The following is a 24,597-nucleotide window of genomic DNA, read 5'->3' on the forward strand; positions in this document are numbered from 1 at the left end:
CGGGCAGGGTGAACCTGACCCGGGTGGCTTGAGAGTGTGGGAGGAGGGGATTCAGGGCGTGCGGATCCAGCCGGCCGGCCTGGTGGCCGCCGCCCTGCGGGACTGCTTCAGTTGGAGTGGGTACCGCGGATCAGATGTCGAGGTCCTCCACGGTCGGCTGCTCGGCCGCGTCCTCGACCAGGGTGTAGAGGTCGGCCGGGATCAGGTCCCGGAGCTCTTCCACCGTTTCCACGATGTGCAGCGTCGACTCGCCCTGGGCCATGCTCCAGGTCTGGTTGCTGCTGAAACTGCCGATCCAGCTGCGCCAGCCGGTGGAGTCCTGCTCCTCGCCGTTGACGGTGCTGACGTGGTCGTACAGGTTGCTCCGGTCGGCGTGCAGGACGAACTTCCCGGTCCGGCTCCGGTAGACCTTGAAGGCCTCGTAGCCGTTCTTGTTGGACCGGCCGCCCTCGGCCAGCAGGACGCCGGAGAACCGCTGCTTGCGGCCCGTCCCGCGCCCGACCCGGACGGTGATCTCGTCGAAGCCCTCGAGTCGGCCCTCTTCCATCTCGACGAACCGCCGGAGCGCGGTCGAGATGGCCTGGGACAGGTTGCCGGCGAGCTCCTGGGCCCGCTTGTAGAGCGCCAGGTCGTCGTCGGAAACGTAGATCGTCTTGTTCGGCATGGGGTATCTCCTCCTACGTAGAACTATACGCACATCTCTACGTAGACGTCTACATATATGGCAAGATCGCCTGGGTGGAGACTCCCGAGGACCGCTACGACCGCCTGACCGACCGCGTCGCAGCCCTGTACGACGAGGGCCTACAGCCGGTCGCGCTGGACCTGCTGGACGCCGCCGACCCGGACCTGGAGCCGTGGGCCGCCGAGCTCGCCCACCTGCGCGCCTGCCTCCTCGGCTCCCTCCACGAGACGACCGAAGCACTCACCAGCCTCCAGCAGGCAAGCGCCGCCGGAGCCTGGTGGGCCGAGGAGATCCTCACCGAGGACGACGACCTAGCCGCCCTCCAGTACCTACCGGCCTTCCAAAGCCTGGTGGCCCTCTCCCGCGACCGCCGCATCGCATCCGAGGATCCACCGCTCATCCAGCTCCCGGCGTGGCCGAGCGATCCCGCGCAGGCGGCCGGGGCCGGGGCGGGCCGCCGCGCGTGCGGCGTTGTTGTAGCTCTGCATGGGGCGGGGCAGCGGGCTCGGCATGCGATGCGGGACTGGGCTGGTGTGCTGGAGCTCGGCTATGCGCTGGTCGGAGTGGAGTCGTCCCAGCTGATGTCGCCGATGTACCGGACCTGGCCGGACCCTGGGGAGGCGGCGAAGGACATCGCTCGTGCCCTCGACCAGCTCCCCGTGCAGCTGCGGGACCTTCCGCTGATCGCTGCCGGGTTCTCGGCCGGTGGCCGGGTGGCGCTCAACTGGGCGGTTGAAGCCGATCCGGTGCCGGTGAGCGGTGCCGTAGTACTGGCTCCTGCCCTGCGGGGTGTGCCGGAGAAGGCGAAGAACGCCTTGTCCCCGGCGAGCATTCTGATCGGTACCGCCGACGACCTGCTGGAGGTTGTGGACGACGCCGGGGAACAGCTGGCCGGTCTGGGCTTCACCGTCGACCGCCTGCCGGGCCTCGGGCACGAGTTCCCCCAGGACCTCGCCACGCGGCTCAAGGGATTGCTCCCCAGCTGTGGATAAGCCAGTGATCAAACCTCATTTATCCACAGATTTTGGCGACCAATCCCCAGATTTGGCCTCAAAACTGTGCACAGCTGGGGATACCGATGTGGATAACCACAGCTCTGTAATTCAGTCGGACCCCAGCCGGTTGCGCCCGATCGCCGGCTGAGGCCCAGTTGTCAGACCGCGACTAGATCCACTGGGTGGAGACGACGAAACCGCCCGCGATCAGGCCCATGCCGATCAGCAGGTTCCAGTTGTTCAGGTCGCGCATCACCGGGATGTCCTGGCCCGCCACGTAGAAGACGACCAGCCAGGCGAGTCCGAGCAGCCAGCACCCCAGCATCAGCGGGGCGACCCACACCCGGCTGGTGGTACGCGGCTTCTTCGGAGTCTTCTCCACCTTGACCTTGTCGGTGGCGGACTTCTTGGTCTTGCGACTGCTCGACTCGGGCACGACTCGACTCCTCGTAACGGACACCTACTGCGGACACATAAGCTAGCTCTGGCCTCGGTTAGCGTAGTGCAGACGAGAGCAAGGGGATCACGGGTGAGCAAGCTGCGGCGTTTTTCGCTCTGGCGCGCGAGTGCGCCGGTGGCGTTGCTGTGTGCCGGGTTGCTCTTCGCGACCAGCGCAACGAACGCCCGCGGTACCGATCTGCGTCCCAGTCGTAACACTACGCTCGCGGGCCTGGTCGAGGAACAGAGCCGGCGCAGCGCCAGCCTGACCCGCCAGCACGCGGAGCTGACCCAGGACATCGAGAAATTGCAGGCTCAGCAGGGCTCGATCGAGCCCAAACTGGCCGAGCAGCTGAAGGACCTTTCCGACCAGGTCGGCACCACGCCGGTCACCGGGGCGGGCCTGACGGTCACGCTCAAGGACGCCCCGCCCGAGGTGGTCAAGGACAACCCGGATGTGGACGCCGACTGGCTGGTGATCCACCAGCAGGACATCCAGGCCGTGGTGAACGCGCTCTGGGTCGGTGGCGCCGATGCGATCTCGATCCAGAACCACCGGGTGATCTCGACCACGGGCATCAAGTGCGTCGGCAACTCGGTCGTCCTGCACGGTGTGCCCTACCTGCCGCCGTACCGGATCACCGCGATCGGCGACCGCAAGAAGCTGCAGCAGGCGCTGGACGACTCGAAGTACATCGAGAATCTGCAGGACTACGTGGTCCGGTTCCAGCTCGGCTACGAGGTGAAGAACGAGTCCTCGATCGCGATGCCCGCCTACGAGGGCACGCTGGAGCTGCAGAGCGCGACCGTGCCCGGCTTCGAGAAGTCGCCGACCACCAGTCCTTCGGCGACCGGCTGAGCAGGGCGAGCCTGGGAGCCGTCTGTGACAATGGTCCGCATGCCGCGGATCCTCGTCGTCGACAACTACGACTCCTTCGTCTACAACCTCGTCCAGTACCTGCAGCAGTTGCAGGCCGACACGACCGTGCTGCGCAACGACGAGGTCACCCCTGACCAGGTCTCGGAGTACGACGGAGTCCTGCTCTCCCCCGGCCCCGGTACGCCGGAAGAGGCCGGCGCCTGCGTCGACATCGTCAAGGAAAAGGGCGGCGAGGTGCCGATCTTCGGCGTCTGCCTCGGCCTGCAGGCGATCGGCGTCGCGTACGGCGGCGTGGTCGGTCGCGCGGACGAATTGCTGCACGGCAAGACCAGTCAGGTCTTCCACGAGGGCGCCGGCGTGCTCGCCGGACTTCCGTCGCCGTTCACCGCGACCCGCTATCACTCGCTCGCGATCGCTCAGGACAGCGTGCCGGACGAGCTGCAGGTGACCGCCCGGACCGAGGCCGGCGTGATCATGGCCGCGCGGCACCGCGACCTGCCCGTCGAGGGCGTCCAGTTCCACCCCGAGTCCGTACTGACCGAGGGCGGCCACCGGATGCTCGCCAACTGGCTGCAGATCTGCGGCGACCCCGACGCGGTCGCACGCTCCGCCGGGATGGCTCCGGTCGTCAGCTAGTTCACCCAACGCAAAGGCCGCCGGAGCAGTTGCTCCAGCGGCCTTTCGTGTCTTCGGTACTACGAGGCTGCGGTACGACGGGTCAGCCGTTGCCCTCGCCGCCGCCACCCCCGCCACCCGGGATGATCGGCGTTTCGGTGTTGCCCGGATCGGTCGGCTCGGTGCTCGGCGGCGTCGGCGGGGCCTTCACGGCGATCGACAGGGTCACCTTGGTGCCCTCCTTGACCTTCGTGTTCGCGGCCACGCTCTGCTTGGTGACCGTGCCCTCGGGCGCGGTCGGGTTGGTGTCGTCGTTGACGTACCCGACGGTCAGGCCCAGCGCCTTGAGCTGCGCGGCGGCGTCGTCCTTGCTCAGCGTGGTGACGTCGGGCACCGTGACCTGGACCTGTCCGGTCGAGATGGTCAGGGTGAACTTCGTGCCCTTGGCGTACTGGCCGTCCTGGCCCGGGTCGATCGAGAGCACGGTGCCCTTGGGCGCCTCGTTCTCGACCTCCTTGGACTTCGACGCGACCTTGAACTGGCCGGCCGCATCCTCCAGTGCCTTGCGCGCGTCGTCCTCCGACTTGCCCACCACGTTCGGCACCGCGAAGGTGTCGCGCCCGGCCGAGACCACCAGCGCCACCGACGCGCCCTTGGCCAGCTTGGTGCCCGGCGTCGGGTCCTGGCTGATGATCGTGCTCTTCCCGACCGTGTTGCTCGCCTGCGAGGTCTGCGTGTACTTGAACCCCTGATCCGTCAGCGTCTGGATGGCCTCGCTCAGCGGCAGCCCCTCGACCTTCGGTACTTCGACCTGCTCCACGGGCTGACTGGTGTTGTCGGTCGGCCCGGCCCCACCCGTGTTGTCCTTGTCGCCCATGTTGGTGATGATCGCGTAGGCGCCGACGGCGATCGCCACGATCGCCAGGCCGAGCAGGAAGTATGCGAGCCCCCGGTTGCGACGGGCGCGCGCGGTCTCCGCCTCGTCGTCCCCGTTGTCGGGCGGAAGCAGGTCATGCGTCTGCGGCTGGTAGGCCTGGGTGGCAGCGGCCGGCGCGACCTGGGTCGGCGCCATCGCGCGGGTCTCGGCGACGGCCGCCATCGGAGCAGTCACCTGCTGGCCGGCCAGTACGCGGTGGATGTCCTGGCGCATCTCGTTGGCGCTCTGGTACCGGTGCTCGCGGTTCTTCGTCAGCGCCTTCAGGACGACGGCGTCGACCTCCGGCGGGATGTCCGGGTCGAAGGACGACGGCGGCAGCGGCTCTTCCCGGACGTGCTGGTAGGCCACCGACACCGGCGACTCACCGACGAACGGCGGCCGGCCGACGAGCAGCTCGTACAACAGGCAGCCGGTCGAGTACAGGTCGGAGCGGGCGTCGACGGTCTCGCCGCGGGCCTGCTCCGGCGACAGGTACTGCGCGGTGCCGATCACGGCCGCCGTCTGGGTCATCGTTGACGAGGTGTCCGCGACGGCCCGGGCGATGCCGAAGTCCATCACCTTGACCTGGCCCTGCGGGGTCAGCATCACGTTGCCGGGCTTGATGTCGCGGTGCACGATGCCGGCCCGGTGGCTGTAGTCGAGCGCCTCGAGCACGCCGGAGGTGATCTCCAGGGCACGCTCGGGCATGATCTTGCGGCCTTCGCGGATCAGGTCGCGCAGCGTCTTGCCGGTCACCAGCTCCATCACGATGTACGGAATGGTGATGCCGGAGCCGTTCGGGTCCGGCTCCTCGCCGGTGTCGTAGACCGACACGATGGTGGGGTGGTTCAGCGAGGCAGCCGACTGGGCCTCCCGCCGGAACCGCGCCTGAAAGGTGGCGTCGCTGGCCAGGTCGACCCGCAGCCGCTTGATCGCGACGGCCCGGCCCAGACGGTTGTCGATGCCCCTTCGGACGTCTGCCATCCCCCCTCGACCGAGCGGTTCGCCTTCTTCGTAGCGCCCGCCGACGAGACGTGCCTGCGATGTCATTACTCTGCCTTCCAACCTGCGCGGATCGAACTCGGCCAAATCTTCAAAGTGCCCACGGTAGCCCGGACCATCCGCCGGCCGCCGTCGGCCGGACGCTCTGTCACCGGGTTATATCGCATCGTCATCACCGGCCCAGCACCGCTTCCATCATCTTCTTCGCGACCGGCGCGGCCAGCTTGCCGCCCGCGATGTCGTCGCGGCCGACGCCGACCGCGTCCTCGATGATCACCGCGACCGCGATCTGCGGGTCGTTGGCCGGCGCGAAGGCGGTGAACCAGGCGTACGGCGGCCGGTCCTTCGCACTCTGCGCCGTACCGGTCTTGCCGGCCACGTCGATCCCATTGATCTGACCGGGCTTGCCGGTGCCGTTCTTGACGACGTTCACCATCATCCCGGTCAGCTCGCTGGCGACCTCCGGGGTGACTGCCTGGTGCAACTCCTCCGGCTTGGTCTCCTCGACCGTCTTCAGATCCGGGGTCCGGACGTTCTGGACCAGGTACGGCTTCATCACGGTGCCCTTGTTGGCGATCCCGGCCGCCACCATCGCCATCTGCAGCGGGGTGGCCCGGACGTCGAACTGGCCGATCGCGGACTGCGCGACCTGCGGCGCGTTCGGGTCGCCGGGGAACTGGCTGGCGGCCGCGCCCAGCTCGGGCAGCTGCCGCTCGCCGAAGCCGAACTTCTCGGCCTGCTCGCGCAGCGCGTCCGCGCCGAGGTCGAGGCCGACCGAGGCGAAGGCGGTGTTGCAGGACAGCGCCAGCGCGACCGTCAGGGTGGCGTTGTCGCTGCCACCGCAGTTGCGGCCGTTCTCGTTCGGCAGCGGGGTCGTGGTCTGCGGCAGCGGCAGGCTGGCCGGCGAGTTCACCTTGGTGTCCGCCTTGTACCGGCCGCTGGACAGGGCGGCCGCCAGGGTGACCAGCTTGAAGGTCGACCCCGGCGGGTAGACCTCCTTGATCGCCCGGTTCGACATCGGCTTGTTGACGCTCGCGTTCAGCGACTTCCAGGCGTCGCTGGCCTTGTTCAGGTCGTGCGAGGCGAGCAGGTTCGGGTCGTACGACGGCTTGCTGACCAGGGCCAGGATCTTGCCGGTCTTCGGCTCGATCGCCACCGCCGCGCCCTTGTTGTCGCCCAGCGCGGTGTACGCCGCCTGCTGGGCCGCCGCGTTCAGGGTCAGGCTGACGCTCGCGCCCTGCTGTCCCTTGTCGGTCAGGACGTCGACGAACCGGCGGAACGCCAGCGCCGGGTCGGAACCGTTCAGCTCGCTGTTCTGGTTGAGCTCGATCCCACCCCGGCCGAACTGGAAGGAGTAGTACCCGGTGACCGGCGCGTAGAGCGGGCCGTTGGAGTAGGTGCGCTGGTACTTGTACTGGTCGTTGCTCTCCACGCTGCGCGCGATCAGCGTGTTGCCGATCAGGATCGGGCCGCGGTTGACCGAGAACTGCTCGTTGCGGACCCGGCGGTTGTCGTTGCGGCCGTTCAGCTCGTTGGAGCGGAAGGCCTGCAGATAGGTCGAGTTGGCGATCAGCGCGAGCATCAGGATGATCGCCGCCACGGCCAGTCGTCGGATCGCTGAGTTCACTGCTTCTGCACCGCCATGGCGATCGTTTCGTCGGAGACCGGCGCCGCAGGGGTCTGCGGCCGCCGGGCCTGGTCACTGATCCGCAGCAGCAGCGCCACGATCGCCCAGTTGGCGACCAGCGACGTACCACCCAGGGCCATGAACGGGGTGGCCAGACCGGTCAGCGGGATCAGCCCGGTGACACCGCCGACGATCACGAACACCTGCAGCGCGAACGACATCGCCAGACCGGTCGCGATCAGCTTGCCGAAGATGTCCCGGCAGCCGAGCGCGGTGCGCAGGCCGCGCTCGATGATCAGGGTGTAGATCAGCAGGATCGCGATCAGGCCGGTCAGGCCCAGCTCCTCGGCGAACGAGGAGATGATCATGTCGCTGTTGCCGTAGAGGGTCCACTCCGGATGGCCCTGGCCGAGCCCGCGGCCGAGGATGCCGCCCCAGGCCTGGCCGAGCAGGCCGCCGGCGATCTGGCCGCCGTCGATCGAGAACGGGTCCAGCCAGTCGGTGATCCGCTCGTGCACGTGCCCGAAGGCGGTGTAGGCGAAGAAGGCGCCGCCGGCGAACAGCAACCCGCCGATGATCAGCCAGCCGGCCCGCTCGGTGGCGACGTACAGCAGGAACAGGAACAGGCCGAAGAACAGCAGCGAGGAGCCGAGGTCGTTCTCGAAGACCAGCACGCCCAGGCTGACCACCCAGGCGATGCCGATCGGCCCGAGGTCGCGGGCGCGCGGCAGGTCGAGGCCGAGGAACCGGTGCCCGGCCAGCGTCAGCACGTCGCGCTTCACCACCAGGTAGCCGGCGAAGAAGACGACCAGGCACAGCTTCGCGAACTCACCGGGCTGGAAGGACATCCCGGCCAGGTGGATCCAGATCCGGGCACCGTTCAGGTTGACGCCGAGACCGGGGATCAGCGGCAGGACCAGCAGCACCAGACCGGCCAGGCCGGCCGTGTAGGTGAGGGCCTGCAGTCGCCGGTGGTCGCGGATCACCAGGATGACGACGAGGAAGAGAACCACCCCGACCGCCGTCCAGGTGATCTGCTGCGGCGCCGCGGCCGCCTTGGGGTCCAGGCCCCGGGCGAGCCGGTCCGCGGCGATGCCGAGGTCGATCCGGTGGATCATGGCGACGCCGAGGCCGTTCAGCAGTACTGCGCAGGGCAGGAGCACCGGGTCGGCGTACGGGGCGCGGTAGCGCAGGGCCAGGTGGGCGATCAGGGCGAGCAGGCCGATGCCGGCCGCGTAGTACCCGGTACTGGCCGGGACCTCGTCCTGCACGGTGAGGCCGATGTTGACGTAGGCGGCCACCGAGACGCCGACCGCCAGGATGAGCAGCATCAGCTCCACCCCGCGCCGGGTGCGCGGGATGATCTGGATGACGGACGTCGACGCGATACTCATCTGACGCCGTCGCAGTCGTCGGGGTTGACCGTGCCGTTGCTCGGGGTGGAGACCGGCGTGGAGGCCGGAGTCGAGACAGGCGTGGTCGCCGGCGGCTTGGGCGGCGTAGAGACCGGCGTACTGGGCTTGACGGTGGGCTTCGGGGTGGTGGTCGGCTTGGGCTTGGCCGCGCACTCGTCGGCCGCGTGCTGCAGCTCGGTGACGATCTGTCGCGCCGCGGCCAGGTCGTCGGCCTGGATCGTGCCCTCGACCTGCTCCCGGCTGTACGTCGGCAGCTTGTCGACCAGCAGCGTCTGCTTCTCGTAGACGGACGACAGGTCGAGTCCGGGGACGACCTGGTCGACGCCCTTGAAGATCACCACGTAGTCGCCGTCGGTACCGACGTAGTACTGCTTCTGGGTCCAGTTGTAGGCGAACCAGCCGCCACCACCGATCAACCCGAGGATGACGACCACCACTGCGAGCCGCCGCAGCCAGAGGAACCGCTTGGGCGCCTGCGGTGCGTAGCGAAGCTCCTCGGGGTCGAGACCCCGGCCACCGCCGCCGCCTCCGTCACCACCGTCGCCCTGGGCGCGCATGGTCGTGGTGGCCGGACCGGTCCCGCCCTGGGCAAGCTCGGCCGCGGCACCGACCAGCTGAGGCTGGGTGCCGCTCGCGGGCTCCGTCTCCACCACATCGGCTACGACGCAGGTGATGTTGTCGTTGGATCCCGCCTCGAGCGCGTGGGTGATCAGGTCGACCACCACGGAGTCCGGGGTGCCTTCGGCCATCGACGTGGCGATGACCTGCTCGCTCACGTAGTCGGGCAGGCCGTCGCTGCACAGCATCAGCCGGTCGCCGGCCTGGACGTCGAGGATCTCCAGGTCCGGATCCGAGTCCGGGCGGCCGTCGAGCACGCGGAGGATCAGGTTCCGGTGCGGGTGGGTGAAGGCCTCCTCCTTGGAGATCCGGCCCTCGTCCACCAGCGACTGGACGAACGTGTGGTCGTGGCTCAGCTGGTAGAGCAGCCCGTCACGCATCCGGTAGGCCCGCGAGTCACCGAGATGGGCGAGCCCGAGCTGCTGGCCGTCGAAGAGCAGTGCGGTGACGGTCGAGCCCATGCCCTCGCGCTCGGGGTCCTCCTCGACCAGTTCGGACAGCCGCTCGTTGGCCCGGTGGACGGCGCCCGCGAGCGCCTCCATCATGTCGGGGCCGGTGATCCCGGGCTTGTCCAGCCGGCGGATCACCTGGACGGCGGCCGAGCTCGCGACCTCACCGGCCGCGGCGCCACCCATCCCGTCGGCGAGCAGCAGCAGGTGCGGACCGGCGTACGCCGAGTCCTCGTTGTTGCGGCGGACCCGGCCGACATCGGACAGTGCGGCGTAGTCGAGCGATAGCGTCATGACCGGCGACCTACTTCGCGATGTTCAGCGTCGTGCGACCGATCCGGATGGAACCGCCGATCTCGGCCGGAACGGGACGGGTCACCCGCTGGCCGTCGAGGTACGTGCCGTTGGTGGACCCGAGGTCCTCCACCCACCACTCGCCCTCGGACAGGAACAGCCGGGAGTGCCGGGTGGACGAGTAGTCGTCGTCGAGGCGGATCTGGCAGTCCGAACCGCGGCCGATCACGACCGGGTCCTCGACCAGGGTCGCGCCGACGCCGGCCTGCGGACCGTCGGCGATGGTGACCGAGCCGGGCAGGCCCTTGCGCTTCTTCGTCGGCTTGGCCGGCTTCGGGGTCCGGCCGTTCGGCTGCGGCGACGACGCGGGCGCGATCGCCCGGGCGTCCACCTTGGCGCCGAACAGGTCGGAGCGAATCACGGACAGCACGGCGAGGACGAACATCCACAACAGGGCCAGGAACCCCAGTTTGATCAGGGTCAGCGTCAGTTCCGACATGGAGGTTCCGTCACCACCCGCTGCTAGGCGGCTGGGCGATCGGCTCGTCCGCTAGGCGCAGCGTCATGGTGGTGTTCCCGATCCTCACGGTCGATCCGTCGGTCAGTTCGGCCTCGGCGGCCCGGCGTCCGTTGACCAGGGTGCCGTTGGTCGACCCGAGGTCGACCAGGACCACCCTGACACCTCCGGGGCCCTCCGGCATAAGCCGGATCTCCGCATGCCGCCGGGAGACGCCCGGATCGTTGATCTGGATGTCCGCGTCGGTACCCCGGCCGAGCACGACGCCCGGCGGGTTGATCGGCCGGCGACGGCCGTTCACCTCGAGCATCACCTGCGGGTGGCCGCGGCGTACCGGCGGCGGGCCGGGCGGCGGTTGCACGGGCGCGCTCTGCAGCTGGGTCGCGTTCGGATCCGGGGCCGGCTGGTACGACGGCTGCGGTGGGGGCTGGGACACCTGGGGCGACCGTTGCTGGTTGCCGTGGGTGGCGCTGACGACGCGGAACTTCCCGGTCGGCAGGTCGTCTTCCTGGGTCAACTCGATCTCGATCGGTCCGGAGAAGGTGTAGCGCTGGATGTCCGCGTGGTCGCGGAGTTCGTTCGCGAGCTCGTGGTTGAGCGTGCGGCCGTAGGCGTTCAGCCGCTCGAAGTCGCCCGGGCCGAGCTCGATGGTGAAGTGGTTCGGCACCAGCCGGCGGTCCCTGGACAGGATCCGCGCGGTGTTGTCGATCTCACGCTTGAGGGCCGCGGCCAGCTCGATCGGCTCCACGTCTCCCTTGAACGCGCGCGCGAAGACACCACTCACGATGCCCTCGAGGCGTCGCTCGAAGCGCTGCAGCGGTCGCACGCGTCCTCCTCCACGGTCGGTCGTCGGGTGGACCCAACGATCGTGCTTGCCGTACGGCACCTTCAAGAGGCTCGCCGTACCCCGTGCCCACCGGTGCGTGGGTGGACACACTGGTACGACGATCGATCGTATCGGCAGGTTCGACCGAACCCGCAATGTCAGAGTCTGCCTGAGGCCGTGCTAGTGTTTTCTCTCGGTCGCAGATGGCAGTTTTATCAGCCCAAAGTGATCAGCGCGCGAGTGGCGGAATAGGCAGACGCGCACGGTTCAGGTCCGTGTGCCCGAAAGGGTGTGGGGGTTCAACTCCCCCCTCGCGCACAGCAACTCCCGGTCAGATCACTGACCGGGAGTTTTGTTTTCCCGGCCGTTGCGGCCGTTGATTTCCTGCGGCGTGCATCACACTCGGTGTTCGGTCAGCGGTTCCAGAGGCCGTGGGTTCGCAGCAGGTTGAGGACCTGGGTTTCGAGGTAGCGGGCGTCGGGGCCGTCGGGGGTGACGGACCAGGCGACCTCCAGGTCGAGGCGGAGGACGGCTTCCCGGGCCCAGTCCTGGGCGCGTTTGGGGCCGTGGGTGCGGAGGTCCTGGAGTTGTTGGTCCAGCCAAGTCGGGTCGGCGAGGGCGCGGTCCAGGGCCGCTTCGCCGAAACCGCTGATGGCGCCGCGGCCGTTGCTGTAGACGCGGAGCCGGCCGTACAGGCCTTGTGGCCGGCCACCGCCGGACCGCTCGCCGGCCATGCCGACGTACCGGATGATCGCGGTGACCGGCTCGCGGAGTAGGTAGACGCCGGGGTCGCGGGGTGCGGACGGGATCGCCTCGGCGAAGGGCATCCAGTCGGACCACTCGGCCAGGTCGTGGACCTCGGCGTACCGCTCCTTCAGCACGTAGTCGTGGACGGCGGACCAGCTCATACCGGCATCCTGCAGCTTGGCTCCGACATTCCGGACAGGTTCGTGACGGTCGCCGCGTCCGGGCGGGATTGTCGGTCCGGGATGGGACCGTGGGGCGATGACGGGGATTCGTATTGCTGTTGCCGAACCGATGATCACCAAGGATCCAGCGGAGAACGGTGCCAAGGTCCGGGAGTTGATGAAGGTCGCCGCCGGGCACAAGGCGCGGCTGATCCAGTTTCCGGAAGGTCACTTGTCGGGGTTTCCGAACGAGCAGTTCCAGGACTGGTCCGAGGTCGACTGGCCGCTGGTCCGGGATGAACTGGAGAAGATCCAGAAGCTCGCCGCCCGGCTGAAACTCTGGGTCGTGCTTGGTTCGGCCCATCCGCTGACCCCGCCGAACCGGCCGCACAACAGCCTGTACGTGATCTCCGACCAGGGCCGGATCGTCGACCGCTACGACAAGCGCTACTGCTCGAACACCGAGCTGACCCGCTACTTCAGCCCCGGCTTCGAGCCGATCGTCTTCGACGTCGACGGCTACCGGTTCGGCTGCGCGCTCTGCGTCGAGGTCAACTTCCCCGCCCTCTTCAGCCACTACGAACGCCTCGGCGTCGAGTGCCTGCTCCTGTCGGCCTATCCGGCCGACGCGATCTTCGAGGTCAAGGCTCGCGCCCACGCAGCCATCAACAACTACTGGGTCGCCATGTCCCTCCCCGCCCAGACCGCCGACCTGATGCCGTCGGGCCTGATCGCCCCCGACGGCACGTACGTCGCCACCGTCACCCCACCGGCCGAACTCACCGTCGCCACCATCGACCGTGACGACCCCGCCTACGAAACCCCCCTCACCAAACTCCGCCCCTGGCGAGCCCTGGCCCGCAAGGGCGACATCTACACCGCCCGCCGCATCACCGGAGACCCCCGCTCCACCAACCACACCATCAGCTAGCTCGTACTACGACCTAGGTACGTGACCACGTCGACGTCGGGGACGGAGATGTGGTGGAAGCCGAGGCGGTCGTAGAAGGCTCGGGCTGGGGTGTTGCTGGTCAGCATCGTCAGGTGGATGGCTGGGACGTTCGCGGCGGCCAGCGCTTTGAGGAGGGTCGCCATCAGGGCTCGGCCGTGGCCGGCGCGTTGGTAGGGCGGGAGTAGGTCTATGTGGAGGTGGGCGGGGTAGGCCGCCACCTCGGGGATGACCAGGCGTTCTGGGTTGTGGAGCAGGCTGATCATGTGGTCGGTGGGGGTTGTTGGCGGTGCGGTGGGTGGTGGGTAGCGGTCGGCTACTCGGGGGAGCCACTCGGTGCGGAGGCGTTTGGCGAAGGTGGGGGTGTCGGGGGCGCCGAGGATGTAGCCGACGGGGTGGTCGGCGTCGGTGAGGACGAAGGCGTAGGCCGGTTCCAGTTCGGCGTACGGGAGCGCGAAGATGCTCGGCATCAGGGCCAGGTCCGGGTAGAGCGATCGGGAGTCGCCGCCGTTGTCGGCGGTGCGGACGCAGATGTCGGCGACAGCGTCCCGATCGCTCGGCCGGTACGGCCGGATCTCAGGCATGGACCCCTCCAACAGGCGTGAGAACGCGCTTGAGAGCGCTCCCATACGGTAACCGATCGACAGGTCTGAAGGAGCAACATCCAGCAACTGCCCAAGTGGAGGCGCACGCTCGCCGGCCTGTGTCTGGGGTTCGGTGCCATCCCGCTGTTCCCGCAGGCCGTAGTACCGGCGATCTTCAAGCTGAACGGAGTCGACGCGAAGGCCTGGTTCCTCGCGCTCTACGTGGCACCGGGGCTGCAGTGGCTGGTGATCGCGGGCATGGCTGCGCTAGGCCTCGGCATGTACGCCTACGGAGGCCTTACCTACTGGAACGCGAGGCGGCCGTCAGCGGAGCCTCAAGCGGGCGAGTAGACGGTGTGCCGGGGCCCGGTGGCGGCCTGAGATCGGCCGGGCGGGGGCCGGGTTTCCGGAATGTCGTGGCGCGCCGCGGTGAGGCGTGGTGGTGTTGGTGCCCAGAAGTGAGCTCAGCAGGGTCCAGCCGGCGAGTACCGCGGCAGCAACCAGGCCGGCGAGCCCGGCGTAGTCCGTCCAGTTCATGGTGATCTCTCTCGATGGCGGCTCGGGCGGGAGGTCCGCGATTGCGTCTTTCACCGGTAGTGACGCCATGACCTGGATTTCGTGACGGCAGTTCGGTGCCACGATTGGGTGGAGTTTCGAGGAGGTGAGCACGATGCACGACGGATCGCTGCTGGACGCCGAGGAAGAGCAGGCGTACCGGCTCCTGGTCGGCCTGTCCGTGGCACGCTCGGCGGAGCTCGCCGAGGTGGCCAAGCTGCCGCAGCACGAGGCGGATGAGGTGCTCCAGCGACTACAGGCGAAGGGCCTGGTCGCGGCCCAGCCGGGTGACGACCCTGTCTTCCGCCCGCTGGCCCCAGATGTGGCGCTCGGTACAACGTTGTTACGGCGGCAGGAGTCGCTCGAGTCGGCCCGGAAGACGGTCGCATCGCTGAGCGAGGAGTTCCGCGCCAGCGCCAGCCGCCGCGACGCGCACCACCTGGTCGAGGTGATCGTCGGCGCGAACGTGCTGCGGGATCGCCTCCGCGACCTGCAGGAGTCGGCGCGGACGGAGATCCTCTGGTTCTGCCGTGCCAACCCACTGGCGATGCAGGGTGCGGAGAACACGGAGGAGTACGGCGCGCTCAGCCGCGGCGTCCGCTACCGAGCCATCTATGAGCGGGCGCTGCTGGAGACGCCGGGCGAGCTGGACACGATCGCCGAGGGCGTGAGCTGGGGCGAGGAGGCACGGACCCTCCCGACACTCCCCGTGCGGCTGGCGATCGTGGACCGCGCTACTGCGGTCTGCCCGCTGGTACGTGACGAGGAGGCGGGCATTGGCGAGCCCACTGCCGCAGTGATCGGCAGGGGTCAGCTACTGGACGCTCTGCTGGCTCTGTTCGAGAGCCATTGGGAGGCGGCGACCCCGGTGCGGCTGCAGTCCGACGAGGCGCAGGATCCGGAGGGGCTGGACGACAACGAGCGCTTCCTGCTGTCGCTGCTCGTCGCGGGCGTACCGGACAAGTCCATCGCCTCGCAGCTCGGCATCAGCCGGCGGACAGTGCAGCGTCGCCTCGATCGCATGATGGCTCTGGCCGGCGTAGACACCCGCACTGGTCTCGCCTTCCAAGCAGCTCGTCGCAATTGGCTGTAGCCGGGGTCTCCGCCCTGAGACCCCGGCTACAGGGACTTACTTGAGCCCGTAGGCCCTGATGACGGTCTGCGTCACCTTGTTGCCGGCACTGTCACCAGCAACGACCTTCAGCGACACAGTCCCCTTGCCAGCCGGTACTACAGCCACGTACTGGCCCAGTGCTCCGACAGTGATGACCCGCCGCCACGTCTTGCCCTCATCGAAGGACACCGACGCCTGCAGTGAGGTGGACCGCGCAGCAGCCGCACCCGCCTGCTGCTTGACGCTGAACCCGATCACATGCGGCCGACCACCCACGCGCCCAGTCAGATCAACCGGTACGTCGTACCCGACCTGCAGCAGCGACAGCGGTACAGCCTTGTCGCTCGGAGCCTGCTTGGACCGGAAGTCCCACACGGTGTGAGTGCTGGTGCCCCAGTTCCACTCCCCCTCCGAGTCCTTCCGCTCAGTCGACAGGTCGAGCTTGTACGCCGCATCGCCGCCACTAGTGATGACATCCGCCCACGCGTTGGGCAGCTCAGCCACCACAGCACCGTCACGGGTCAGTACGGCCGAAGCAGAGGTGGTCTCCCCGACGGTGTAGTGCCCGTCGGCGTCCACGAAGGACGGCACCCGGAGCGACAGCCGATCGCCAGTCCTCGTCGAGACGACCCCAGGTGCAGCCGCCGGCCGGACCACTGGGCCGAACCAGGTCTCGCTGGACGTACCCGGCTTGTAGGTACGCGGCAGCGACGTCATCCCACCGGCCAGCGGGTTCATGTCGTCCCAGGTGAAGAGGTGGTGCACCCGGTGCTGCCAGAGCGAGTCGCCGCTGGTGACCCACTCCTCCCGGACCTTCGGCTTCTCGACGAAACGCTGCGAGTCGTTCCAGGAGTACTCCTGCCACGGGCGCCAGCCGAACCGCTGCTCCTTGGCCCAGTTGAAGCCACCGTTGTCGGCGTACGAGGTGGTCACCCGGGCGCTGTTCGCCGGGGTCACCTTGTAGTCGATCTTCTGCGGGATCGAGCCGGTCGACACCTGCTGTACGTCGTACAGGTAAGGGCTCGAGGTGGTCAGCGTCAGGTCGACCGTCGCGCGGCCCTTGCTGATCCGGTCGAACAGCTTCTGGCCGTCGTTGCTGCCGGTCACCAGGGCCACGATCGGCTCCCGGTCGCCGGTCGGCTTCCAGACCGTCCACGCCGACCAGTCCGCCGGCCGGACCAGGATGATGCCCGCGGCACCGGCCTTGGCGACCGCGTCGATCTGCGCCTTCTCGTCGCCGTCCTCGGCCGTCCTGACGACGGCGATCGCACCCTTGACGCCGCGCAGGTCAGCACCCGGCGCGACCAATGCGAACTTCTTCTTGCCCTCGAACGACGGCGACTGGTGCAACAGGTTGATGTCCAGCGGTCCGGTGACTCCGGGGATGGACGTCTGGACCAGCGGCGCGACCAGCTGCCAGCGCGACGAGAACTCGAAGCTGCCGCCGGTGACAGGCTTGGTCGGCGTGACCAGCACCTGCTTGACCGTGCTGAAGTGCATCACGCCGTGGCTGATGCTCCGGCCGTTCGGGTACACGCGATGCACGTAGTAGCTCAGGATCGACTGCTGCTCGGACGGCTTGGGCGTCGAGATCGTGATCGGCACCGCCTTGCGGGCGTCGATGACGATCTCGGTGTCCTTGGTGATCGAGATGTTCGGGTCGGTGAAGAGGCTGACCTTCTCGTCCTGCACGTTGTAGTCCTCGACCAGCGAGTGCAGCAGGTAGGTGCCTTCCTCGACCTCTGCCGTGTACTCCTCGCCGTCCCCGATCCACGCCAGCACGTCGGACCGCGAGTTGTCGCCGAACAAGCTGATCACCGGTACGCCGGTGGGCTTGCCGTCACGTCCGACGGCGCGCAGCGTCACCTTGTGCTGCGGCCCCGCCTTCAGCGTGCCCACCGCGGTGTGAGTCACCACGCCATTCGGGCCAGTGGCAACGACCCAGCCGCTGTAGAGACCGCGACCAAGCTTCGCCGAATCGAGCGCCAGCGGTACGTCGACGCTGCTGCCGGCCGGCACGGTGACAGTGCTCGGCAGCGTGAACGCCTGGGTCTCCGGCGTCTTCGAGTCGAGGTTGTCCACATCCACGGCCAGCGACAAGGTCACCGGGGCAGCCGTGTCGTTGCGGTAGGTGATCGTCTTGGCCGAGTTGGCGCTGACCAGGCCGAAGTCAGCCGTCGCGGTCGCATAGACCTTCTGCGCAACGGCGCGGGCGACATCCACCCGGCCGGAGCCCTGGGCGTAGACGCTCAGGTCCTGGTTCGTCTTGGCCGTGCTGACCAGCGCGTTCTTGAGCTGGTCCGCCTTCCAGTCCGGGTGCGCCTGGGCGAGCAGCGCGGCCGAGCCGGCCACGTGCGGGGTCGCCATCGACGTACCGGAGGCCGCTGTGTAGAGGTCGTCGATCGGCTGGCCCATGATCGTTCCGGCCGCGCGGGCGGCGACGATGTCGACGCCGGGTGCGGTGATCTCGGGCTTCAGGCCGTTGTCGCCGAGTCGCGGTCCGCGGCTGGAGAAGTCGGCCAGCTGGTCGTTGCGGTCGACGGCGCCGACGGTAAGCGCGGACTGCGCAGTACCCGGGGTGCCGATCGACTGGTCGGCGCCGTCGTTGCCGGCGGCCACCACGAACAAGGTCCCGGTCGAGGCGGTGATCCGGTCGACCGCCTGGCTGAGCGGGTCGGTGCCGTCGGTGGGGCCGCCACCGAGGCTCATGTTGACGACCTTCGCGCCGGACGCCGCGGCCCACTCCATGCCGGCGATGATGGACGAGTCGTAGCCGTAGCCGTCGTCGCCGAGCACCTTGCCGATGAGCAGGTCGGCCTTCGGTGCGACGCCCTTGCGGGTGCCGCCTGCTCCGGCGCCGGTACCGGCGATCGTCGCGGCGACGTGGGTGCCGTGGCCGAAGTGGTCCTCCGGCCCGGTCGGGCTACCCGAGAAGTCCTCGGCCTCCTTGACCTTGCCCTGCAGATCCGGATGGTTCGCGTCGACACCGGTGTCCAGTACTGCGACCTTGATGCCGCTGCCCTCGAAGCCGGCCTGCCAGGCGGCGGGTGCGCCGATCTGCGGCACGCTCTTGTCGAGGCTCGCGTGGACCTTGCCGTCGAGCCAGATCTTCGAGATGCCACGGCTGAGCGCGCGGGCGTTCTCGGTCGGGTCGAGCGACTTCCAGAGCGCGGGCAACTCGTCCTTGTCGGCACGGACCGCCGCGGCGCCGATCGAGTCGAGGGTGCGGGTGGTCGTCGTACCGGTGAGCGACTGGGCACGGGCCGCGGACGGGTCGGCGTACCGGACGATCAGCGGCAGCGTGGTCGCGGCCGAGTCGCCGAAGCCGTCAGCGACCAGTTCGTCGACGTCGAACAGGTTGGCGTCGAGTACGCCGGTCGAGATGTAGGGGACGGCGTCGCTCGGCAGGACCCGGAGGCCACCGTCGACCTCGATGGTGTGGAACGCGATCCGCTCGCGTCCGGGTGCGGGGCGGACGGTCGCGGCTTTCTTGCCGCCACCGGCGTCGGTGAGCTCGACGACGTCACCCGTGATCAGGGTGATGACCTTCGCGCCCGGTATGCCGGTTGCGCGCGGCGTACTGGGGGTAGTTGGAGGCGGCGCGGCACCGGCGGGGATGACCGCGGCGACGCTGAGCGCCAGGACTGCCGCCAGGGTGACGGCGGGCTTCAATGGGGAGGACATGGGCAGATCTCCTCTTCGAGAGGCGTAGGGGCAGGGCACCTCTAACGAGCGAGTCTGCAACCGGAACCCGGGTCTGCGCCCTGTCCATGGCTGCCGTAGCTGCGACATGGCGCAACCGCGCCACCCCGGCGAATTCCTGGCGAACGGCCGGCTACTCGCCGATCTTCTTCGACCGGAGCACGATCTTGCTGTCCAGCGAGGCGGTCGTACCGCCCTCCGGCGACTGGCTGACGACAACCCAGTTGCGGTCGTTGATCAGCAGCCGTCCCTTGCCGCTGGCGTCCTCTTCGGTCAGGTAGTAGAAGCCCGCCGCCTGCATCGTGTCCTGGGCCAGCTGGTGGTTGAGCCCGACCACAGCCGGTACCACCGCAGCCTGCGCCGTCTGCGGCGGAGTCGGCGGCCGCGTGGGCGTCTGGGATGCCGTCGGCTGCGTTGGTTGAGTGGCAGTGACCGTGACAGTTGCCGCTGGGCGAGGCTGCTCGGAAATGCCACAAGAAACCGACAGAAGTAGCAGCGGCACGCACCAGACGATCCTCATATCGCAACCCCTCTCTCTTCGAGGTTAGCTGGACACGCGTCGTGACGAGTGCGTCCAGCGCTCCCCGGGTGCAGGATCTGGCTATGACGGCACAGCAGCTGGTGCCCAGGTGGGCCTGGGTTGGCACGTTCGTGATCGGCGGCGGGCTCTACCTGCTCGTGCTCGCCGTGCTGACGGACACCGGCAACCCGAACCTCTTCCCCACGATGATCCTGCTCGGGGCGCTCGTCGTACCGCTCACCTTCGTCATGTTCGCGGCCGGCCGCTCCGGTCGCTGGCTGATCGACGGGCCGACGCTCGGTGGCGCCCTGCTCTTCGGTGGCGTCGTCGGCGTGGTGGTCGCGGGTCTGCTCGAGTACGACGCGATGCGCAAGCTCGGGGCGCTCCCGATGCTGGGGGTCGGCCTGATCGAGGAGGCGGCCTAGCTGGTCGTGCCGGCCGTCCTGGTGCTGTTCTTCGGGCATCGCTACCGGCACTCGATCGGTGGCGGAATCGTGATCGGGGTCGCGGTCGGCACCGGCTTCGCAGTGCTCGAGACGATGGGCTACGCGTTCGTCGCGCTGCTGCAGTCGGGCGGCAACGTGGGTGCGGCCGAGCAGACCCTGTTCATCCGCGGCCTGCTCTCGCCGGCCGGGCACGCGGCCTGGACCGGCATCACCTGCTGGGGTCTGTGGCGCTTCGCCGTCGCGCCGAGCGGCAAGCGATTCCTCGGATTCCTCGGCATGTACGCCGTCGCCGTCGCGCTGCACACCACCTGGGACGGCATCGGCGGGCGGGTCACCTACGCGATCGTCGGCGCGATCAGCATCGGCCTCCTGCTCATCGGCCTGCGCCGGGCCCAGCGCGACGACGCGCGTGTGCCCGTTGTGAGCTGATTGGACAGTTTGTCCAACCTGGACGTATCGTCCAGGCATGGCTCACCACCTCGCTCCGATCTGCGACGCGATCACGCGTCTGCTGTCACCGCATGCCGAGGTCGTGCTGCACGACCCGGTGACGGACGAGGTGATCGGGATCTGGAACTCGTTCTCCGAGCGCTCGGTCGGCGATCCGTCGCTGCTCGGTGAGCTGGACGAGCAGACGACCACCGGCCCGGACGTCTACGGTCCGTACCCGAAGTCCTTGGCCGACGGTCGCCGGCTCTCCAGCGTCAGCGCCGTACTACGGGACGCTGAGGGCAAGCCCGAGGCCGTGCTCTGCATCAACGTCGACCGGACCGCCTTCGAAGAGGCGAGCCGGATGCTGGCCGCGTTCGCGTCGCCGGTCGTCGGTCAGCCGCGCGCGCTGTTCGAGCACGACTGGTCCGAGGCGTTGAACGAGATCATCGCCGACCATCTCCGTCGCCGCGGCACCACCGTCGACCGGCTGACCCGGGACGACCGGCTGGAGCTGCTCGCGAGGCTGGACAAGACCGGTGTGCTCAGCCAACGCCGCGGCGTGCCGGCGGTCGCTCGCGCCTTGCGGATCTCGCGATCCGCCCTCTATCAACTGCTCGGTCAAGTGCGTAAGGAGCCGATCGATGCCGACCCTTCCTGACTTCAAGCTGGAGACGTACTTCTCGCGCTGGGAGTTCAGCGCCCGCTATCACCTGACCGCCTCGGACGCGCAGACGATCGCGGTGTCCGAGTTGCTCGAGCTCGCCGACGATGACGGCCGGCGGCGGTGGGAGACGCTGGCGCTGGGGTATACGGAGACGCGCGGGTTGTCGGCGTTGCGGGAGGAGATCGCATCTACCTACGACGTCGTCGTCCCTGAGGACGTGCTGTGTTTCGCGGGTGCCGAAGAGGCGATCTACCTGGCGATGCACGCATTGTTGGAGCCCGGTGATCATGCGGTCGTGCTGACGCCGAACTACCAGGCCGCCGAGACGATCCCGCTGTCTCTGTGCGAAGTCACGGGCGTGGCATTGGTTGCCGAGAGCAACTGGTCGCTCGATCTCGACGCGGTCGAGCGGGCGCTCCGGCCGAACACCAAGCTGGTGTCGGTCAACTTCCCGAACAACCCGACCGGCGCGGTGCCGGATCCGGACACCTGGCTGCGGCTGGTGCGGTTGTGCGACGAGCGCGGGATCACGTTGTTCAGCGACGAGGTGTATCGCGGCCTCGAGCTCGACCGCCCGTCGTTGCCGCAGGCGGCCGACCTCTCTGAGAACGCCCTGTCGTTGAACGTGATGTCGAAGGCTTACGGCCTGCCCGGCCTGCGGATCGGCTGGATCGCCTGCCGGGACCGCGCTCTTCTGGACAAACTCGAGCGAGCCAAGCACTACACCTCGATCTGCAACTCCGCACCGAGCGAGATCCTCGCCCTGATCGGCCTCCGCGCCCGCGACCACCTGCTAGAGCGCAATCGCGGCATCATCGCGACCAACCTGCCGCTGTTCGAGGAGTTCTTCAGCAACTACCCCGACCTCTTCGACTTCACCAGGCCACAGGGCGGCTGCGTCTGCTACCCGCGCTACCTCGGCGTCGACGGTGTCGAGTCGATGTGCAACGACCTCGTAGAACAAGCCGGTGTGCTCCTTCTCCCCGCAAGCATCTACCACTCAGCTCTCACCGAGACCCCCACCGACCGCTTCCGCATCGGCGTCGGCCGCCAAGCCCCCGAAGAAGCCCTCACCGAATGGTCAACCTGGCTGGACAAGCGCCGATGACACTGCCAGTGATCGGCCTCGACGAACTCACCGCCATTGCCACGCCCGACGTCATCTTCACTGCCGTCCGAGAAGCACTGATCGCGCACGCGGACGGGCGGACGTCGGTGCCGCCGCCGATGGTGCTCGAGTTTCCGGATCACTCAGGTGATTGCCATGTGAAGGCCGGCCACGTCACCGGCACGCCGTACTTCGCCGTGAAGATTGCCAGTACGTTCGCCTCGGTCAACAACGGCCTGATCCTCGTCGTCGACGCGACCACCGGCGCACCAGCTGCAGTGCTCGCCGACGAGGGGATGCTGACGGCCTGGCGTACCGCGGCAGCCGGTGCCCTGATCACCCACGCCATGACCCCGCCGGACGTCGACGAGATCTCCGTCCTGGGCACCGGCGAACAAGCCCTCCTCCAGGTGACCTGGCTCCGCAAACTCCGCCCGATCAACCGCGTCCACGTCTGGGGCCGCCGCCCCGAAGCCGCCGACCGCCTCTGCCAAGCCTTCCAAGACGAAGGCATCACCGCCCGCCCCGACGCCCTGGAAGCTGGCGCCCCGTGCGTCATCACCACAACAGCCGCGAGATCCCCCTTGCCCCTGGAAGCCTTCCGCAACGCCGTCCACATCACCGGCGTCGGCACCGACATGCCCGGCAAACACGAGCTACCTGTCGAACTGTTCGAGCACGCCCTGATCCTCACCGACGACCACGCCCAATGCCTCCACCACGGCGACTTCGGCAACGCGGTAAGAGCAGGCACAACAGACCCCACAGCTGATCTCTCTGTAGGCGCTGTCCTCAGAGACGGCACCTCCAACCCTCACCTCCGCTCGATTGCCGACCTGACCGGCGTCGGCGCCACCGACGCAGCGGTAGCGTCCGCCGTGCTGGCCAGCCGGCTCCCGTCCCCGACCGGCCGGGAAATCGATTTTCGACCGTAGTCGAATAGGTCTGGCCGGGAGCGAGAAGGTCTGCGAGGTTCGTAGGCGACCAGTGACGCGTCGTCACCGCCCTACGACCGCTGGAAGGCCAGACCATGAAACGACGGACATTTCTCGGAAGCATCGCGGCGGCCGGAGTCGGTGCTGCCGTCGCCCCAGGGCTGATCGCACCCGCCACCGCACAAGCCGCCACCTGGAAGAAGCGGGTGACCGGAGCAGATCTGGACACCAACAGCAGGTGGCAGGTCGCCGGTACGGACCTCGGCATCCCGTATGTGCTCGAGAACGGCTCGATCGGCTACCTCTTCGGCGACACCTTCAACACCCCGTGGCCCGAGCAGCCGAACAACGACTGGCGCTCACCGGTGATGTTGCGCTCCGCCGTCCATCCAGGCTCGACGAGCGGCATCGTCTTCGACAGCGCGGCCAAGGTGGCCGGCAACGGCCGGGCGCCCGAGATCATGCACAACGGCCACAACGGGATCGGCATCGACGGCCTCTGGGAGGTCACGGTGATCCCGAACGACGGCATCAGTTTCCCCGAGACCGGCCGCCAGCTCGTCTCGTACATGAGCATCGAGAACTGGAACTCGGCCGGCCCGAACGGCCCGCAGTGGAAGTCCCGGTACGCCGGACTCGCCTACACCGACAACGGCAACGACTTCGTCCGTACCAACCTGAAGTGGTTCAACAGCGGCGACAACCTCGACCCGTTCCAGATGTGGACCATGCAGCGCGACGGCGACTGGGTCTACGTGTTCTCGGTCCGCTCCGGCCGCCAGGACGGCCCGATGATGCTGCGCCGCGTCCCCTGGGAGCGGATGTTCTCCCCGGAGGCCTACGAAGGCTGGGGCTGGAACGGCAGCAACTGGGGCTGGGGCCGGCCGTGCTCGCCGATCCTCAACGGCCGTTTCGGCGAACCGTCGGTGCGCCGGCTCGAGGACGGCACCTGGGCGATGGCCTACCTCAACTGCGCCACCGGCAACATCGTCACCCGGACCGCAGCCGGCCCGGACCAGGTCTGGACCAACGAGAAGATCCAGGTCACCTTCGCCCAGGAGCCGGCCTTGTACGGCGGTTTCATCCATCCGTGGTCGACCAAAGCGGCCAACGGCCTGCACCTGATGGTGTCCAAATGGACCCACGCCCCGAACGGCGCGAGCACCGCGTACCACGTCAGCCAGTACGCGGGCTCACTGTAGGTCAACTGTCGGAAACATCTACTGGTCCGGTAAACAACTAACCACCACGAAAAGTGGTCTATTGCGTAATTTGCAACGCAAAATGCGGAGGCTGCTCGTGAACAACAGGTTTCGAGTAGCTTTCCGCGCGCGAACGCTCTCACGACTTAGTAACGGATACTCCTGAACTATTGACTGGTCAGCGGCCTCTGGGCAATTCTC

The 24,597-nt window shown here is 68.1% G+C and carries 23 protein-coding genes and 1 tRNA gene; 12 read left to right on the top strand and 12 right to left on the bottom strand.

Annotated features, from left to right (window positions below):
- Positions 1-130: 130 nt before the first annotated feature.
- A complete protein-coding gene (locus AB0M15_RS36385) occupies positions 131-664 on the bottom strand; it encodes an EXLDI protein (RefSeq protein ID WP_363829442.1) in 534 nt (177 codons plus the stop codon).
- A gap of 74 nt (positions 665-738) precedes the next feature.
- On the opposite strand from AB0M15_RS36385, the gene AB0M15_RS36390 reads away from it, so the two are divergent.
- Positions 739-1,677: an alpha/beta hydrolase gene (locus tag AB0M15_RS36390; RefSeq protein WP_363829445.1), complete on the top strand. Its 939-nt coding sequence runs from the start codon at positions 739-741 to the stop codon at positions 1,675-1,677.
- 172 nt (positions 1,678-1,849) lie between these two features.
- On the opposite strand, the gene AB0M15_RS36395 is transcribed toward AB0M15_RS36390, so the two are convergent.
- A complete protein-coding gene (locus AB0M15_RS36395; RefSeq protein WP_343967806.1) occupies positions 1,850-2,116 on the bottom strand; it encodes a cell division protein CrgA in 267 nt (88 codons plus the stop codon).
- Positions 2,117-2,209: 93 nt separating this feature from the next.
- On the opposite strand from AB0M15_RS36395, the gene AB0M15_RS36400 reads away from it, so the two are divergent.
- A complete protein-coding gene (locus AB0M15_RS36400) occupies positions 2,210-2,977 on the top strand; it encodes a DUF881 domain-containing protein (protein ID WP_363829451.1) in 768 nt (255 codons plus the stop codon).
- A 39-nt stretch (positions 2,978-3,016) separates the two neighbouring features.
- The gene (locus AB0M15_RS36405) at positions 3,017-3,634 is read left to right on the top strand and encodes an aminodeoxychorismate/anthranilate synthase component II (RefSeq protein WP_363829453.1); all 618 of its coding nucleotides are present in this window, start codon (positions 3,017-3,019) and stop codon (positions 3,632-3,634) included.
- Positions 3,635-3,716: 82 nt separating this feature from the next.
- Here the strand turns inward: AB0M15_RS36405 and pknB are convergent, their stop codons facing one another.
- The 6 genes from pknB to AB0M15_RS36435 form a co-directional block, all read right to left on the bottom strand.
- Complete coding sequence (gene pknB, locus AB0M15_RS36410) at positions 3,717-5,579, bottom strand: Stk1 family PASTA domain-containing Ser/Thr kinase (protein ID WP_363829456.1); 1,863 nt, start codon at positions 5,577-5,579, stop codon at positions 3,717-3,719.
- Positions 5,580-5,703: 124 nt separating this feature from the next.
- Positions 5,704-7,158: a penicillin-binding transpeptidase domain-containing protein gene (locus tag AB0M15_RS36415; protein ID WP_363829459.1), complete on the bottom strand. Its 1,455-nt coding sequence runs from the start codon at positions 7,156-7,158 to the stop codon at positions 5,704-5,706.
- Positions 7,155-8,552 (bottom strand): FtsW/RodA/SpoVE family cell cycle protein, encoded by a 1,398-nt coding sequence (locus AB0M15_RS36420; protein WP_363829461.1) that lies wholly within the window; start codon positions 8,550-8,552, stop codon positions 7,155-7,157. The genes AB0M15_RS36415 and AB0M15_RS36420 overlap by 4 nt, the downstream gene beginning before the upstream one ends.
- A complete protein-coding gene (locus AB0M15_RS36425; RefSeq protein ID WP_363829465.1) occupies positions 8,549-9,934 on the bottom strand; it encodes a protein phosphatase 2C domain-containing protein in 1,386 nt (461 codons plus the stop codon). The genes AB0M15_RS36420 and AB0M15_RS36425 overlap by 4 nt, the downstream gene beginning before the upstream one ends.
- A gap of 10 nt (positions 9,935-9,944) precedes the next feature.
- Positions 9,945-10,433: an FHA domain-containing protein gene (locus AB0M15_RS36430; protein WP_363829468.1), complete on the bottom strand. Its 489-nt coding sequence runs from the start codon at positions 10,431-10,433 to the stop codon at positions 9,945-9,947.
- 10 nt (positions 10,434-10,443) lie between these two features.
- Complete coding sequence (locus AB0M15_RS36435) at positions 10,444-11,277, bottom strand: DUF3662 and FHA domain-containing protein (protein ID WP_363829471.1); 834 nt, start codon at positions 11,275-11,277, stop codon at positions 10,444-10,446.
- 234 nt (positions 11,278-11,511) lie between these two features.
- Here AB0M15_RS36435 and AB0M15_RS36440 point away from each other — a divergent pair.
- Positions 11,512-11,595 (top strand) — tRNA-Leu (locus AB0M15_RS36440).
- Between the two features lie 95 nt (positions 11,596-11,690).
- Here AB0M15_RS36440 and AB0M15_RS36445 read toward each other — a convergent pair.
- Positions 11,691-12,185 carry a hypothetical protein gene (locus AB0M15_RS36445; RefSeq protein ID WP_363829474.1) on the bottom strand — a complete coding sequence of 165 codons (495 nt, stop codon included), beginning with the start codon at positions 12,183-12,185 and terminating at the stop codon, positions 11,691-11,693.
- A gap of 97 nt (positions 12,186-12,282) precedes the next feature.
- Here AB0M15_RS36445 and AB0M15_RS36450 point away from each other — a divergent pair, with 97 nt between their 5' ends.
- Positions 12,283-13,116 (top strand): carbon-nitrogen hydrolase family protein, encoded by an 834-nt coding sequence (locus AB0M15_RS36450; RefSeq protein WP_363829477.1) that lies wholly within the window; start codon positions 12,283-12,285, stop codon positions 13,114-13,116.
- Here the strand turns inward: AB0M15_RS36450 and AB0M15_RS36455 are convergent.
- Positions 13,113-13,718, bottom strand: a complete 606-nt coding sequence (locus tag AB0M15_RS36455) for a GNAT family N-acetyltransferase (protein WP_363829480.1) — start codon at positions 13,716-13,718, stop codon at positions 13,113-13,115. The genes AB0M15_RS36450 and AB0M15_RS36455 overlap by 4 nt on opposite strands.
- Positions 13,719-14,388: 670 nt before the next feature.
- Here AB0M15_RS36455 and AB0M15_RS36460 point away from each other — a divergent pair.
- Positions 14,389-15,366, top strand: a complete 978-nt coding sequence (locus AB0M15_RS36460; protein ID WP_363829484.1) for a helix-turn-helix domain-containing protein — start codon at positions 14,389-14,391, stop codon at positions 15,364-15,366.
- Between the two features lie 36 nt (positions 15,367-15,402).
- Here the strand turns inward: AB0M15_RS36460 and AB0M15_RS36465 are convergent, their stop codons facing one another.
- Together AB0M15_RS36465 and AB0M15_RS36470 are read right to left on the bottom strand one after the other, a co-directional pair.
- Positions 15,403-19,071 carry a S8 family serine peptidase gene (locus AB0M15_RS36465; RefSeq protein WP_363829487.1) on the bottom strand — a complete coding sequence of 1,223 codons (3,669 nt, stop codon included), beginning with the start codon at positions 19,069-19,071 and terminating at the stop codon, positions 15,403-15,405.
- A gap of 151 nt (positions 19,072-19,222) precedes the next feature.
- A complete protein-coding gene (locus tag AB0M15_RS36470) occupies positions 19,223-19,609 on the bottom strand; it encodes a PASTA domain-containing protein (protein ID WP_363829490.1) in 387 nt (128 codons plus the stop codon).
- 83 nt (positions 19,610-19,692) lie between these two features.
- Between AB0M15_RS36470 and AB0M15_RS36475 the strand changes: the two genes are divergently transcribed.
- From AB0M15_RS36475 to AB0M15_RS36500, 6 genes are all read left to right on the top strand, one after another.
- On the top strand, positions 19,693-20,034 hold the full coding sequence (locus tag AB0M15_RS36475) for a hypothetical protein (protein ID WP_363829493.1): 342 nt from the start codon (positions 19,693-19,695) through the stop codon (positions 20,032-20,034).
- Between the two features lie 6 nt (positions 20,035-20,040).
- On the top strand, positions 20,041-20,484 hold the full coding sequence (locus AB0M15_RS36480) for a PrsW family glutamic-type intramembrane protease (RefSeq protein WP_363829496.1): 444 nt from the start codon (positions 20,041-20,043) through the stop codon (positions 20,482-20,484).
- A gap of 37 nt (positions 20,485-20,521) precedes the next feature.
- Positions 20,522-21,145: a PAS domain-containing protein gene (locus AB0M15_RS36485; protein ID WP_363829499.1), complete on the top strand. Its 624-nt coding sequence runs from the start codon at positions 20,522-20,524 to the stop codon at positions 21,143-21,145.
- A complete protein-coding gene (locus AB0M15_RS36490; RefSeq protein WP_363829501.1) occupies positions 21,129-22,259 on the top strand; it encodes an aminotransferase class I/II-fold pyridoxal phosphate-dependent enzyme in 1,131 nt (376 codons plus the stop codon). Before AB0M15_RS36485 ends, AB0M15_RS36490 begins: the two co-directional genes overlap by 17 nt.
- Positions 22,256-23,194: a hypothetical protein gene (locus AB0M15_RS36495; protein ID WP_363829504.1), complete on the top strand. Its 939-nt coding sequence runs from the start codon at positions 22,256-22,258 to the stop codon at positions 23,192-23,194. The genes AB0M15_RS36490 and AB0M15_RS36495 overlap by 4 nt, the downstream gene beginning before the upstream one ends.
- Positions 23,195-23,289: 95 nt before the next feature.
- Positions 23,290-24,396 (top strand): DUF4185 domain-containing protein, encoded by a 1,107-nt coding sequence (locus AB0M15_RS36500; RefSeq protein WP_363829507.1) that lies wholly within the window; start codon positions 23,290-23,292, stop codon positions 24,394-24,396.
- The last annotated feature ends 201 nt before the right edge of the window (positions 24,397-24,597 follow it).

It is taken from the genome of Kribbella sp. NPDC051718, assembly GCF_040681515.1.
In the GTDB taxonomy this organism is placed as follows: Bacteria; Actinomycetota; Actinomycetes; order Propionibacteriales; family Kribbellaceae; genus Kribbella.

Coding starts and splice junctions, on each gene's coding strand:
- AB0M15_RS36385 (WP_363829442.1), bottom strand. CDS start 664: ATGCCGAACAAGACGATCTACGTTTCCGACGACGACCTGGCGCTCTAC.
- AB0M15_RS36495 (WP_363829504.1), top strand. CDS start 22,256: ATGACACTGCCAGTGATCGGCCTCGACGAACTCACCGCCATTGCCACG.
- AB0M15_RS36445 (WP_363829474.1), bottom strand. CDS start 12,185: ATGAGCTGGTCCGCCGTCCACGACTACGTGCTGAAGGAGCGGTACGCC.
- AB0M15_RS36470 (WP_363829490.1), bottom strand. CDS start 19,609: ATGAGGATCGTCTGGTGCGTGCCGCTGCTACTTCTGTCGGTTTCTTGT.
- AB0M15_RS36455 (WP_363829480.1), bottom strand. CDS start 13,718: ATGCCTGAGATCCGGCCGTACCGGCCGAGCGATCGGGACGCTGTCGCC.
- pknB (WP_363829456.1), bottom strand. CDS start 5,579: ATGACATCGCAGGCACGTCTCGTCGGCGGGCGCTACGAAGAAGGCGAA.
- AB0M15_RS36490 (WP_363829501.1), top strand. CDS start 21,129: ATGCCGACCCTTCCTGACTTCAAGCTGGAGACGTACTTCTCGCGCTGG.
- AB0M15_RS36450 (WP_363829477.1), top strand. CDS start 12,283: ATGACGGGGATTCGTATTGCTGTTGCCGAACCGATGATCACCAAGGAT.
- AB0M15_RS36430 (WP_363829468.1), bottom strand. CDS start 10,433: ATGTCGGAACTGACGCTGACCCTGATCAAACTGGGGTTCCTGGCCCTG.
- AB0M15_RS36465 (WP_363829487.1), bottom strand. CDS start 19,071: ATGTCCTCCCCATTGAAGCCCGCCGTCACCCTGGCGGCAGTCCTGGCG.
- AB0M15_RS36405 (WP_363829453.1), top strand. CDS start 3,017: ATGCCGCGGATCCTCGTCGTCGACAACTACGACTCCTTCGTCTACAAC.
- AB0M15_RS36475 (WP_363829493.1), top strand. CDS start 19,693: ATGACGGCACAGCAGCTGGTGCCCAGGTGGGCCTGGGTTGGCACGTTC.
- AB0M15_RS36420 (WP_363829461.1), bottom strand. CDS start 8,552: ATGAGTATCGCGTCGACGTCCGTCATCCAGATCATCCCGCGCACCCGG.
- AB0M15_RS36485 (WP_363829499.1), top strand. CDS start 20,522: ATGGCTCACCACCTCGCTCCGATCTGCGACGCGATCACGCGTCTGCTG.
- AB0M15_RS36460 (WP_363829484.1), top strand. CDS start 14,389: ATGCACGACGGATCGCTGCTGGACGCCGAGGAAGAGCAGGCGTACCGG.
- AB0M15_RS36425 (WP_363829465.1), bottom strand. CDS start 9,934: ATGACGCTATCGCTCGACTACGCCGCACTGTCCGATGTCGGCCGGGTC.
- AB0M15_RS36500 (WP_363829507.1), top strand. CDS start 23,290: ATGAAACGACGGACATTTCTCGGAAGCATCGCGGCGGCCGGAGTCGGT.